This is a genomic window from Streptomyces atratus (genome assembly GCF_040655115.1).
GTDB lineage: Bacteria > Actinomycetota > Actinomycetes > Streptomycetales > Streptomycetaceae > Streptomyces > Streptomyces atratus_D.
Genome location: NZ_JBFAJH010000003.1, coordinates 18,348 through 31,289 on the forward strand (window position 1 = coordinate 18,348; position 12,942 = coordinate 31,289).

At 71.2% G+C, this 12,942-nt stretch carries 7 protein-coding genes and 1 pseudogene; 1 reads left to right on the forward strand and 7 read right to left on the reverse strand.

Annotated elements, in window-relative coordinates; genetic code table 11:
- Positions 1 to 54: 54 nt before the first annotated feature.
- The 7 genes and pseudogenes from AB0I23_RS05205 to AB0I23_RS05230 form a co-directional block, all read right to left on the reverse strand.
- Positions 55 to 3,093: a SpoIIE family protein phosphatase gene (locus tag AB0I23_RS05205; protein WP_359106988.1), complete on the reverse strand. Its 3,039-nt coding sequence runs from the start codon at positions 3,091 to 3,093 to the stop codon at positions 55 to 57.
- A gap of 121 nt (positions 3,094 to 3,214) precedes the next feature.
- Positions 3,215 to 3,307 (reverse strand): annotated as a pseudogene (locus tag AB0I23_RS41595) (phospholipase); the annotation flags it as partial.
- A 34-nt stretch (positions 3,308 to 3,341) separates the two neighbouring features.
- Positions 3,342 to 4,001: a response regulator transcription factor gene (locus AB0I23_RS05210; RefSeq protein WP_359106990.1), complete on the reverse strand. Its 660-nt coding sequence runs from the start codon at positions 3,999 to 4,001 to the stop codon at positions 3,342 to 3,344.
- On the reverse strand, positions 3,974 to 5,266 hold the full coding sequence (locus tag AB0I23_RS05215; RefSeq protein WP_359106992.1) for a sensor histidine kinase: 1,293 nt from the start codon (positions 5,264 to 5,266) through the stop codon (positions 3,974 to 3,976). The genes AB0I23_RS05210 and AB0I23_RS05215 overlap by 28 nt, the downstream gene beginning before the upstream one ends.
- Before the next feature lie 208 nt (positions 5,267 to 5,474).
- Complete coding sequence (locus AB0I23_RS05220) at positions 5,475 to 7,070, reverse strand: vWA domain-containing protein (RefSeq protein WP_359106994.1); 1,596 nt, start codon at positions 7,068 to 7,070, stop codon at positions 5,475 to 5,477.
- Between the two features lie 164 nt (positions 7,071 to 7,234).
- Positions 7,235 to 8,110, reverse strand: a complete 876-nt coding sequence (locus AB0I23_RS05225) for an ABC transporter permease (RefSeq protein WP_359106996.1) — start codon at positions 8,108 to 8,110, stop codon at positions 7,235 to 7,237.
- Positions 8,107 to 10,842, reverse strand: coding sequence for an alpha/beta fold hydrolase (locus AB0I23_RS05230; RefSeq protein ID WP_359106998.1), 2,736 nt, complete (start codon positions 10,840 to 10,842; stop codon positions 8,107 to 8,109). The genes AB0I23_RS05225 and AB0I23_RS05230 overlap by 4 nt, the downstream gene beginning before the upstream one ends.
- Positions 10,843 to 11,553: 711 nt before the next feature.
- Here AB0I23_RS05230 and AB0I23_RS05235 point away from each other — a divergent pair.
- A complete protein-coding gene (locus AB0I23_RS05235; protein ID WP_359107000.1) occupies positions 11,554 to 12,939 on the forward strand; it encodes a sporulation protein in 1,386 nt (461 codons plus the stop codon).
- Positions 12,940 to 12,942 lie beyond the last annotated feature (3 nt).

Genomic DNA, 12,942 nt, shown 5'->3' on the forward strand with positions numbered 1-12,942 from the left:
CGCATGAGGCCGACCGGAGCGGCCCCCGGGCGCGTACGCCTCCCGGAACGGCGGTCAGGACACCGGCTGTTCGGTCCAGATGCACTTGCCGGTGGCGGTGTAGCGGGCGCCCCAGCGGTGGGCGAGGGCGGCGACCAGTTGCAGTCCGCGACCGCCCTCGTCGGTCTCCGTCGCGTTGCGGATGCGGGGTGTGGACAGGCTGCCGTCGGAGACCTCGCAGATCAGCCGCTCGGCGCGGAGCAGGCGGAGGGCGATGGGGCTTTTGCCGTACCGGACGGCGTTCCCGACCAGCTCACTGACCAGGAGCTCGGCGGTCATGGCGAGTTCGTCGAGCTCCCAGCCCTCCAGTTGGTCCCGGACATGGTGACGTGCTTCGCTCGCGGCGATCGGGCCGTCGGGAAGTGTCCAGCTGGCAATGGAGTCGGCAGGTATCGCAAAGGTGCGGGCGACGAGCAGTGCGGCGTCGTCCATGAGCTGGGTGCCCGGCAGCAGCTCGGCCAGGACCTCGTCGCACAGCCGCTCCAGCCCGAGCGAACTGCCCGCGGCGTCGTCCTCCCGTGCGGCGGCCGCCGCACCGGAGAGCGCCTTCGTCAGATGGCGCATACCCCGGTCGATGTCGCGGGTGGCGGATTCGATCAGTCCGTCCGTGTAGAGCACCAACAGGCTGCCCCGGGGGAGGACGACCTCCGTGGTCTCGAACGGCGGGCGTGCGGTGCCCAGCGGCGGATCCGGCCGGTGGGCGAGGAATGTGGTGTTGCCGTCCGGGTACACGACGGCCGGCGGCGGGTGCCCGGCGGAGCCGAACTTGCACGTGCAGGTGACGGGGTCGTACACCGCGTACAAACAGGTGGCGTAGAAGTCGTCGCCGAGGTCGTTCACCACCTGGTTGAGGCGGGTCAGGAGTTCGGAGGGCGGGAACTCAAGATCGGCGAGCGTGTGCACGGCGGTCCGCAGCCGCCCCATGGTGGCCGCCTCGGACAGGCCGTGTCCCATCACATCGCCGATGACCAGCGCCACCCGGGCGCCGGACAGCGGGATCACGTCGTACCAGTCGCCACCGACCTCGATGCCCTCGTTGGCGGGCACATAGCGGGCGGCGGTACTGACCGCGCACAGCCTCGGAAGCTCGCTCGGCAGCAGTCCCCGCTGGAGCGCCTGGGCCCTCATGTGTTCGGCGTCGAACAGCCGGGCACGCTCGATGGCCTGCGCCATCAGTCCGCTGAGCGTGATGAGCAGAGCCTTTTCCTCACCGCCGAGACGCCGCGGCTCGGTGAAGGAGACGACGCAGCAGCCGACGGAGCGGCCGGAGACGATCAGCGGCAGGAACGCCCAGGACGACTTCCTGGCCTCGGCCGGGCGGCCGGCCATCCGGGGGTAGCGCTCGGTGTACTCCTCCACCGAGTCGATGAAGGCGGCCGTTCTCGTGCGATGCACCTCGTCGAGCGGGGCGATGTCGCCGACCGGCATTCCCTCGAAGTCGCGGAAGAACGTCTCCGGGTATCCGACCTGCCCGGCGACGTGCAGCGTGTCCGCTTCGATGAGATGGACGACGAGACCGGAGGCGCCGAACGGCGCCATGATCCGCTCGGCGGCGGCATTCACGACATCCTGCACCGTGAGGGCCTCGGCGAGGGCACCGGCCAGCGCGGTGATGCGGGCGTTGCGGTCGGCCGTGACGCGCTCCGCGGCGACGGACTCGGCTTCACGCGACCGCATCTCGGTGACATCGGTGGCGTACACCATCAGGCCGTCCGGTACCGGGATCAGCCGCATCTGGTACTGACGCCGGTTGGTGGGCCACCGCACCACGAAGCCGACCGGGGTCCCGCGGTCGACGGCCCGCCGGTACGACGCCTGCAGGCCGAGTCCCACGGCGTCGATGCCGATCTCGGCCAATGCGTCCCACAGGTTCCGGCCGAGCAGCTCCTGCGAGGCTCCGAGGAGCCGCTCCGCCTCCATGTTGAGGAAGGTGATCCGCCACTCGCTGTCGACCGCGAAGAACGCGTCACTCATGTGCCGCAGCGCGCGGCTGACCGAGTCCCGGGCGATCCGGCTCTCGGTGGTGTCCCACACCGTGCCGACCATGCGACCGGGCCGGCCGTCCTCTCCCGGCAGGACCCTGCTCCGCGAGCTGACCCAGCGCGTGGTCCCGTCCGGGCAGCGTATCCGGTACTCCAAACTGGACACCCGCTGGTTACGGATCGCCTGCTCGATCTCGACCAGGAGCCACGGCAGGTCATCGGGGTGGACCAGCCCGCTCCAGGTGTCGAAGCGCTGGTTCGTGGACTGCCCTGCCATACCGAGGATGGCGAGCGTCGACTCGTCCCACAGCTGCTCCCCTGTGGTCAGGTCCCATTCCCAGGAACCGACCTTGATCGCTTCCAGCGCCTGTCGGAGCCGGGTGACGGGTGGCTCCTTCCCCAGCCGCCCGGGGTCGATCCTGCCCCAGCCCATCGAGGGCTCCCGCAGCCGCAGGGCGGCCCAGGCGGCGAGCGTCTCGACGGCCGACCGCTGCTGCGGCGTGGGCTGCCCCTCACCGAGGGTGAGCACGGACAGCGCGCCCACGACCCCGTCCGGCGTGAGGAGCGGAACGGCCAGCAGCCCGCTGCCCGCGGGCAGCGCGGAGAGCGGCGACCAGGGGGCGGCGGCGTGGGGGTGGTGGCCGAGGGGGCTGTCGGGGCCCCGGCCGCCGTGCCGTGCGCCGCCGTCCGTACCGCCCTCTCCGGCGCGTTCTGTGCCGCCCTCTGTGCTGCGCTGGGCCACGGAGACCTCGGGGATGCTCTGCCCGCCCAGAGCGGACATCCATACAGAGGCGCCACCCGCCACCGCACGCGCGGGCGCGGTGTCGCCGTCCACCGCGATCTCTTCCCAGTCCTGGGCCACGGTGCGAACGATCCCGCTGGTCGCCATCAGCAGCAGCCCCCGCCCCCTGGGGCCCCTCACATGGACCATCCCGCCCAGTCCGTCGGCCTCCGTCACCGCATGTTCCAGGGCGAAACCGAGCAGATCGACTCCTCCCAGCCCAACCCCCGCTTCGATGATCATCCGAAGCCGTGCCGCACCGGCCTTGTCCATGAGGAGCTGCTCAGCCATCGCTCGCTTCCTTCCGCGAACCCGCGTAGGACACAGGGCACCCGGAATGAGTGACATTGCCCTCTTAAGTGTACGTACGGGTACGGGCGAGCGAATGTGCAGGCGCTTACCGCGGGACTGGCTACGCGGCGTCCGTCACCGCCGTGCAGCCGAGCTTGTCGACCGCCTGGTAGTAGGTCCAGGCCGTAGCGTCGCAAGAGGCCTTCTTGACGCCGGCGCTGTCGCACGGGCGGCCACGGGAAGGGGAGTTACGCGCGAAGGAACGCCAGCACCGCCAGCACCCTGCGGTGTGTCTCGTCGGCCGGCGGCAGGTCCAGCTTGGCGAGGATGTTGCCGATGTGCTTGCCGACCGCGGCTTCGGAGACCACCAGGTCGCGGGCGATCGCGCCGTTCGACCTGCCCTGGGCGACCAGGGCGAGCACTTCCCGTTCGCGTGCGGTGAGCCGCTCCAGCGGATCGCGGCGGCGGCGCAGGAGTTGGCGTACGACCTCCGGGTCGACGACGGTGCCGCCGTCGGCGACCTCCCGCAGGGCGTCGATGAACTCCTCGATCTGACCGACCCGGTCCTTGAGCAGGTAGCCGACACCGGATCCGTCGCCGGAGTCGAGGAGTTCGGCGGCGTACGTCCGCTGCACGTACTGGCTGAGCACCAGCACCGGCAGAGCGGGCTGCTTCTCGCGGAGTTCCACCGCCGCGCGCAGTCCTTCGTCCTGGAGACCGGGCGGCATCCGGACATCGGTCACGACGATGTCCGGGGAGTGTGCGGCGGCGGCCGCGAGGAGCGCTTCCGCGTCGCCGACGGCGGCGACGACCTCGTGGCCGCAGCGGGTGAGCAGTCCGATGAGACCTTCACGGAGCAGCACGCTGTCCTCGGCCAGCACTACGCGGAGCGATCGGTCCACTCGCAAGGAATCTCCACACGCAACAGGGTCGGGCCGCCGGGCGGGCTGGACAGCGCAAGTCTGCCATCCAGTACGGAGACCCGGTCGGCGAGACCGGTCAGCCCGGTCCCTTCGCCACCGGTGCGCGCACCGCCGCGCCCGTCGTCGCGGATCTCCAGGAAGAGCCGGCCCGCGGCGTGGCCGCCGGTCACCTCGGCACGGCTCGCACCGCTGTGCCTGGCGACGTTGGCCAGCGCCTCGCAGACCACGAAGTACGCGGCCCCCTCGACGGCCTCGGGGAACCGGCCGGGGAGCGCCAGTTCCAGGTCGACGGGGGTCGCGGAACGGTCGGCGGCGTCGGAGACGGCGGCTTCCAGGCCGTAGTCGGCGAGGACCTTGGGGTGGATGCCGTGGATCAGTTCGCGCAGTTCGGCCAGTGCCTGACCGGCCTCCTGGTGGGCCTTGGCCAACTGGTCGGCGAGGGGGCCGGGCGGCGCGTCGAGGCGGGCGAGTCCAAGGGTCATGGTGAGCGCGACGATGCGCTGCTGGGCGCCGTCGTGGAGATCGCGTTCGATGCGGCGCCGTTCCGCCTCGAAGGCGTCGACCAGCCGGACCCGGGAGCGGGTGAGTTCGGTGACCCTGTTCCCCATGTCGTCGCCCCTGTCGGCGACGAGGAGGCGGGCCAGTCCGGCTCTCGCCCCGGCCAGCAGGCCCAGCGCGTAGCAGCCGAGCGCGAGGAGTACGAGGCCGAGCGCAGCGATGGCGAAGGCTTCGGGCCAGGTGGTGACCGTCCACTGCTTCACCACGCGGGCCTCTTCGCCGTTCCCGTACACCTCCATCACCGCGGGGGTGGACATCAGCGCCAGTGGGACAGCCACGCACCCACCCAGTGCGAGGACGTCGAGCGGCCACAGGACCACGGCCCAGAGCAGTGCGTACCCGAGTTCCCGCCAGGTCGCCGGCTCCCGGTATCGGAAGGCGAGCCAACTCCACAGCCCGGGTTCGGCCGGGCGGCGGTGCGGGCCGGGCGCCGGGGTCCGGTCCATCAGGCGGAGCCGTATCCGCTCGATGGCCCCCACCGGAATGCCGGCGAGGGTCGTCAGCGCGAGCAGTGGCAGCCCGATCACCACGACGGTGAGCGCACCGGCGAGCACCACGCCGAGCGTGATCACGAACAGCACCACGACGCCTGCCACGGCTCCGCTCAGCAGGTATCCGACCGAGCGCCAGGGCCAGGACGACAGCAGATAACGGGGTCCCTGCATGGCCTGCCACACGTTCCGAGGGCGCATGGCCCCACCGTAGAAGACGCTGCTGCGCCGGAACCATCGGTGCTGCCGGAGTCCCGGGGGTAGGGCTGGGCCTACCCCCGGGACCCTCCGCGACGGCTCAGCGGTTGACGGGGGATCCCGGCGCCGCGCCCTTCGCGACCGTGCCCAGCGTGCCCTGGCCGAAGGTGAGCGATCCCGTGGCCGTCGGACCGGAAAGCCCCCGGCCGGGTCAGCCCATCTCGCCCTCCTGCTCACCCCCGCCGCCGGGGCCCCTGTCGTCGCCCCGGAGCCGGTCGGCCTGCGCGATCGCCGTCGCCAGCTTCCGTACCGAACTGTCCTCGGTGCCGGCTGCCAACGTCGCCGCCCGGGTGGAGAGTTCGCCGAGCCCCGGCTGACCCGGCAGTGTGCCGCCTCGCAGCTGCTCCGCGAAGTACGCCGCCACCGCGGCCACCTGGAGCCGCTTGTCGCTGTCGCCGCCCCACAGGCTGCCGTCGATCGCACCCGTCTCGACCGTTCCCGACTGCTCGTGCGGCGCCCGTGTCTTCGGGTCCAGCCAGCGCACCGTCGCGGTCGCCACATGCCCGGCGGCGCCGTCCCGGAGCCGTACGGCATAGAGCGCGGTCACGGTGTGCCCGGGGCCGACCTCGCCGCCGTCCACGCTGTCGTCGCGGAAGTCGTCGTCGGCCACCTTGCGGTTCTCGTACCCGATGAGCTTGAACTGCTTGACGTTCTTCGGGTCGAAGGCGACCTGCGCCTTGGCGTCGCGGGCCCGCAGTTCGATGTGGGCGGGAAGCTGATCGACGAAGACCTTGCGGGCCTGGGTCTCGTCGCCGATGTAGGTGGTGTGGCCGTCGCCCTTGTCGGTGAGGCGTTCCATCAGCGCGTCCCCGTAGTCGCTGCCGACGCCGACGCCGAAGAGGGTGATGCCGTACTCGCGGCGGGCGTCGTCGATCCGTTCGAGGATGGCGTCGGCATCGGTCTCACCGGTGTTGGCGAGGGCGTCGGAGAGCAGGACGACCCGGTTGTTCGCGCCCGCGCGGTGGCCGGAGACCGCCTCTTCGTAACCGCGCCGGACACCCGCTTCCACATTGGTGGAGTCGGTGGGTTCCATGGAGTCGACGGCGTCGCGGATCCTTCCGCGGTGGTCCCGCAGCCGGGTCATCGGCACCAGTGTCTTCGCCTTGTCGCTGAAGGTGACCAGGGAGACGGAGTCGTCGTCGCGGAGTTCGTCGGTGAGGATCGAAAGGGACTTCTTCACCAGGTCGAGGCGGCCGGTCCCGGCCATCGAGCCGGAGATGTCGACGACGAAGGTCAGTGCGGCGGGCGGGCGTTCGCCGTCTTCGTCCGCGACTCGGGTGGCCAGGCCGACCCGTACGAGCGACCATTCACCGGCCCCCGCGCCCTCACCCGTACGTGCCCCGTCGACCGTCACCGAGAACCCGTTGCCGGCCGGCCGCCGATAGCCCTGGCGGAAGCTGTTGACGAACTCCTCGGGCCGTACGGTCTCCGCCCCCGGCAACTCGCCGTCGTCGAGCTTGCGGCGCGCGTACCCGTAACTGGCGGTGTCCACGTCCAGTGCGAACGTGGAGAGATAGTCCGGCGCCACGGGCTTCTCCGGCCGATCCTCCGCCTTCCGAGAGGCGTCGTCCTCGGCGCCGGGTGCGGGCGCGGGGGCGACCTGGCCGCCCCCGCTCGTCCCCTGCGGACCGTCGGCACGTTTGGCGGACGAGTTGTACCCGCTTTCCCCCGCCCCGCAGCCGGTGAGCAGCGCCCCGCCCACCAGCATCCCGCCCGCCAGCACCAGTCCGAGCGTCCTTCGATACATCCGGCCATGCGTCCGGTCTTTCATCCCGTACCCCCAACCATCGCGTCAGCACTTGTGGATGTGACGTTCGGGGCGGCGCCAGGGAGCAGACGAAAACGTTGCGGAACAGTCTCGATGCGGCAACGGCGGGCGGAAACGGCGCGAGACGCCGCGGAACATCAACGTCAGGACACGATGTCCTTACGACTGAACCCGCGGAACGCGAGAGCGAAAAGGATCAGGGCGTACGTCACCGAGATCGCCGCCCCCTTCGCCATGCCACCCCACTCCAGGTCCGGCTGGAGCGCGTCCGCCCAGGCGAACTGCCAGTGCGCGGGCAGGAAGTCGCGCCAGGAGCCGAGCGCGGTGACGGCGTCCAGCACGTTGCCGACGATGGTCAGCCCGACCGCGCCGCCGACCGCGCCCAGCGGGGCGTCGGTCTTCGTCGACAGCCAGAACGCCAGCCCGGCGGTGACCAGTTGGGAGACGAAGATGAAGGCGACGACGAGGGCGAGCCGCGGCACGGTGTCGCCGGTCGCGAGCGCACCACCGGTGGGGAGTTCGAGCGGCCCCCAGCCGTATGCCGCCGCTCCCGCGGCCAGTGCGACGAGCGGCAGCAGCACCATCGCGGCCAGGCTGAAGCCGAGTGCCACGACGAGTTTGCTCCACAGCAGCCTGGCCCGGGGCACGGGCGCGGCGAGCAGGTAGCGCAGCGAGGACCAGCCGGCCTCCGAGGCGACGGTGTCCCCGCAGAACAGTGCCACCGGCACCACCAGCAGGAATCCGGCCGAGACGAACAGGCAGGTCGCGGCGAAGTTCGCGGCGGACGCGGTCGCGGTGTCCATCAGAGTGATCCGGTCGCCGCCGCCCCGGGAGCTCGGGGTGCCGCCGATCGCGAAGGCGGTGATCAGGATGAACGGCAGCGCCGCCAGCACCCCGCCCATCAGCAGAGTGCGCCGCCTGCGCAGCTGCCGAACCGCCTCGACACGCAGCGGCAGGGTGCGCCGGGCCAGGTAGCCGGGCGCCTCGGCGGCGTGGGTGAGATCGACTGCGGCACTCATGCGGAGCCTCCGGAGATCAGAGTGAGGAACGCGTCCTCCAGGCGACGGTGCGGCCCGACCCCCGTCAACGGCACGTCCAGCCGGACCAGTTCGGCGATCAGCCGGGAGGAGTTCGCGCCGTCGAGCCGGACGAGCAGGCCCAGCCCGTCGTCCGTGCGGACGGCCGAGTCGATCCCGGGGAGTGCGGCGATCTTCTCCACCAGCGGTTCGGCGATCTCCTCGGCGGTGGCGACGAGCAGCATGTCGCCCGAGCCGGTGATCTCGGCGACCGGTCCGGCCTGGACGAGCCGGCCCCGGTCCATGACCACCAGATGGGTGCAGGACTGCTCGACCTCGGAGAGGAGATGGCTGGAGACGATGACGGTCCGGCCCCCGGCCGCGTAACGGATCATCACGTCCCGCATCTCGCGGATCTGGGGCGGGTCGAGCCCGTTGGTCGGCTCGTCGAGGATGAGGAGGTCCGGCATGCCGAGCATGGCCTGGGCGATCGCGAGCCGCTGCCGCATGCCCTGGGAGTACGTACGCACGGCGCGGGCCAGCGCGTCACCGAGCCCGGCGATCTCCAGGGCCTCCTCGATGTGCGAGTCCCCGGCGGGGCGTCCGGTGGCCTGCCAGTACAGCTCCAGGTTGGCGCGCCCGGACAGGTGCGGCAGGAATCCGGCGCCCTCGACGAACGAGCCGACCCGGGACAGTACGGGCGCGCCCGGCCGGATGGCATTCCCGAAGACGCGGATCTCGCCGTCGTCGGGCGTGATCAGCCCCATCAGCATGCGGAGCGTGGTGGTCTTGCCCGCGCCGTTGGGTCCGAGGAGTCCGAGGACCTGGCCCTTCTCCACGCGGAAGGAGAGGTCCTGCACGGCGTACCGGTCGGCGGACTTGGCGTACTTCTTCGACAGTCCGGTGATCTGGAGGGGGACCTCGGCGAGCACCGGGTCGGGGGCGGGGGTCGCGGTACGCCGCCGTGCGGTGAGCAGCAGGGCGAGAGCGACGACGGCGGCCGCCGCCGGGAGCCCCCAGGTCCACCACGGCAGGGCGGCCGATGCCGTCTTCACCGCGGGGGCGGTGGGAACGGTCAGCGGGCCGGCGAGGGAGACGCTGTACGTGGTCGGCTCGGCCGGTGAGGCGTAGCCGAGGTCCGTGGCGGAGAGGACGAGCCGGAGCCGGTGTCCGGCGTCGAGTGCGTGGTCGACGGCGGGCAGGGTCAGCTCGACGGTCTTGTTCTGCCGCTCCGGCGTGATCCGGTAGGGGGCGACGAGCTGGGCGGGCAGCACCTGCTGCTTCCCGTCCGGCGAGACGTCGTACACCTTGCCGAACAGGACCGCGTCGCCCTGCCCGGCCGTCACCTTCACGCGGACGGTGGGCGATCCGGTGATGCGCATCGACGTATCGAGCGGTGCGGAGTCGAAGCGGGCGTACTGGCCGGGGAAGTCGATCGACAGACCGACGCCGAGGGACGAGAGCTGGGCGATGCCGCCGCCGACGCCCGGGACGGCGGAGATGGCGGGCGGGTTGGCGCCGGCGGGGTTGCGGAAGGTCTGCGTCCGACGGTCCGCGGCTCCACCGGTCCGCCCGGCACCCGCCGCCGCACCTGTACCTGCGCCTGCGCCCGTGATGTCCGGACCGCTGCTCGTCGCGGTCAGCGCGATCTCCCGGTCGCCGCTGGACAGCCCGGGATACGTGTCGCTGCTCGCCCCGCGCCGGAGCGCCGCCCCGTCCGTGGAGTCGATGCCTCCGGTACGGGTGACGCGGAAGGAGGGTCCGGTGTCGGCGCCCTTGTCCTCCTTCAGATAGCGGTCGAACCAGGCCCCGATCCGGTTCTCGACCCGCCCGCTCTCCATGTCCCCGCCGTCGTGACCGCCCGCGATCCAGTCGACGGCGACGGGTGCACCGTTCCCGCTGATGGTCCGCGCCATGGCATCGGCCTGCCCGAGCGGGAAGAGGGAGTCGGTCTGCCCCTGCACGATGAGCGCGGGCACCTTGATGCGGTCGCCGACGGCGCTCGGCGACCGCTCGCTGAGCAGCGCACGCGCGGCGGCGTCCGGCTTCCCGGAGACGGCGACCCGTTCGTACATGGCGCAGAGCTGCTTCTCGAACTTCTCGCAACCGCCGCCCGAGGTGACGAAGATCCCGGCCCAGAGCTTCTTGAAGACCCCGTCGGGGAAGAGCGCGTCGGCGAGGTTCCAGTACGTGATCACCGGCGCGATGGCGTCGACGCGCCGGTCGTACCCGGCGGCGAGAAGCGAGACCGCGCCACCGTACGAGGCGCCCGTGACGCCGACCCGCGGGTCGCCCTTCGCGTCCAGCTGCACCTCGGGCCGCCGGGCCAGCCAGTCGATCAGCCCGGACACGTCCTTGACCTCACGGTCGGGCGCGTTGAGCGAGATCTCCCCGCCGGACTTCCCGAACCCGCGGGCCGACCAGGTCATGACGGCGTACCCGGCACCGGCCAGCTCCTCCGCCTGCGCCCGCACATCGTCCTTGGAGCCGCCGAAGCCGTGCCCGATCAGCACGGCGGGCCGTCGCTCCGAACCGCCGGACGTGAAGTACGAGGTGTCGAGGGACACCCCGTCGATCCGCATCGTCCGGTCCTCGCGGTGCACGGCGGGCGCACGGTCGTCGGCCACCGCGGTCCAGGTACCGGCGCCCGCGAGCACGACGAGCGCGGCCAGGGCCGCCGCCCACCGGCCACGCTCACGGGTCCACCGGCGCCATCGGGAGTCAGGGGTCTGCATGTGTCGACCCTAAGCGCACGACCCTCGCGCCCGGGCTGCCGCGAGGGGGAAGTGTTCGGCCTCCTTCCGGCGTACGGCGCTCCCCCGCCGTACTCCGTACGCGGTATGCCCGCCCGGCCCGGCTCGCCCCCGCCCGGCCCCCTCCACCCCATCTCGTTCTTGGTTGGCCCCGCAACGAAGCTCCCGAACCCGCGACCGCGGTCGACGCCCCCTACCGCCGCCCCGGCATCGGCCGCGCCCTGACCGAGGCGCCGGCCGCCGTCGCCCGAGAGCGGGGCTGCTACGACATGTGAGTCAGCGTGGACCTCGACAACGAGACGGCACGGGCGACCTACCGGTCGGCGGCGCTGCGGACGACGGCGACTTCGCCATGCTGACGTGGAAGTTCGACGCCACGGCGTAGCGGCGGACACTGATGGCCGTCCGCTACCGGCGGCGCACCCACGAGAAGATCATATAAAGGGCGGCACCGACCGGAATATGAAACTCCAGCGTTGCCTCCGGGGACAGGACCACTGACAATTCGATCAGTTTGAGCATTCCTGGATCATCACCTTTCAGGATTTTCCGATGTTCCGCGACTGCGGAATTCCCACTCCCCATGGGAGCCCGATGCGGCGGACCCCAGAAGGGCTCACAGGGGGGCTCACAACTCGCGCACTGGGCCCAACTGGCCCTGGACCTCGGTATGCTGAGGTCCAGGGAGGCGACATGGCAGAGACCCAGGACGTGACACAGCGCGGAAATCCATGGTTGGAAAAGCTGGTGGCGGAATCAGGAATGAGCCACAAACGCCTCGCTCACCGGGTGAATGAGCTGTGCCTTGTCGACGGGAAGCCCAGCCACTACACGCACACCTCGGTGGCGAACTGGTGCCGACGCGGAATGGTGCCGAAATGGCCGATACCCCGGCTCATCTGTATGTCGCTCTCCGAGGCGCTGGGCAGGCCGATGACCCTGCAGGACATCGGCATGCAGGGCGCGGAGGGTGACGCCTCTCAGTTGGGCCTGGAGTTCGCCCGTCGCCAGGACGACGCGGTGACCGAAGCAGCATCGTATTGGAGTGCAGTGAACCGCCGTCAGTTTCTCGCGAGCCAGACGTTCGCGCTGTCCGCCTTCGCCACCCCGGTCACCCGGTGGCTGATCGACCCGGCGGAGGCGACCCGGTCGCGCAGCCAGGGGCCCGTAGTGGTCGGTGAGCACATCAAGGAACTACGGGAGGCAGCCGACGCCGCCCGGGTGTGGGATTCACGCTTCGGCGGCGCCAACTGGAAGTCCCGCTCACTCACCGAGTATCTGTACGGGCGGGTCGTCCCACTGCTCAAGGGCAGCTACTCGGAGAAGGTCGGCCAGGACCTCTTCGGGGTGACCGCGGAGATGGCCCGGCTGGCGGGCTGGACCGCGTTCGACGCCGGTCAGCAGCATCTCGCCCAACGCCACTTCATCCAGGCGCTGCGCCTCGCCCGCGCCGGGGGCGACGCCGACCTGGGCTCGTACATCCTCAGCACGATGGCGATGCAGACCCTGATGCGCGGCTTCACCTCCGAGGCGATCGACATGGCCCAGGGTGCGTTTCAGCGCGGCCGCGCGCTGGAGCCACGGGTGGCGGGGTTCGCCAAGCTGATTGAGGCCAGGGCCCATGCCCGCGCGGGCGACGCCCCGGCCGCGAGCGCCTGCCTCGCCCGCGCCGAGCAACTCCAGGAACGCGGCGCCGGCGGCGAGGGCCCGGCCTGGATCGGCTTCTTCACCCAGTCCAGGATCATCACCGACGCCACCGAGGTCTTCCGTGACCTCGACAATCCCCGCGCCGCCTTCGCCTGGCACGCCACCGGCGGCATGCCGGGCGACGCCTTCCTCCGCTCCCGCAGCGTCCGCCTCTCCGTCCTGGCATCCGCCCATGCCCAGCAGGGCAACCTGGACCAGAGCCTGCACCTGGGCCGTGAGTCCCTCTCCCTGTTCACCCGGCTGGGCAGCGTCCGCGGCATGGAGTACCTGCAGGTCTACAGCAGCTCCCTGGCCCGCTGGCGCAGGGACCCGCAGGTGGTGGACTTCATGACGGAGATCCGCAGATCGACCCGGTCACTGACGGCGGCCTGAGCA

Coding starts and splice junctions, on each gene's coding strand:
- AB0I23_RS05205 (WP_359106988.1), bottom strand. CDS start 3,093: ATGGCTGAGCAGCTCCTCATGGACAAGGCCGGTGCGGCACGGCTTCGG.
- AB0I23_RS05215 (WP_359106992.1), bottom strand. CDS start 5,266: ATGCGCCCTCGGAACGTGTGGCAGGCCATGCAGGGACCCCGTTATCTG.
- AB0I23_RS05220 (WP_359106994.1), bottom strand. CDS start 7,070: ATGTATCGAAGGACGCTCGGACTGGTGCTGGCGGGCGGGATGCTGGTG.
- AB0I23_RS05225 (WP_359106996.1), bottom strand. CDS start 8,110: ATGAGTGCCGCAGTCGATCTCACCCACGCCGCCGAGGCGCCCGGCTAC.
- AB0I23_RS05230 (WP_359106998.1), bottom strand. CDS start 10,842: ATGCAGACCCCTGACTCCCGATGGCGCCGGTGGACCCGTGAGCGTGGC.
- AB0I23_RS05235 (WP_359107000.1), top strand. CDS start 11,554: ATGGCAGAGACCCAGGACGTGACACAGCGCGGAAATCCATGGTTGGAA.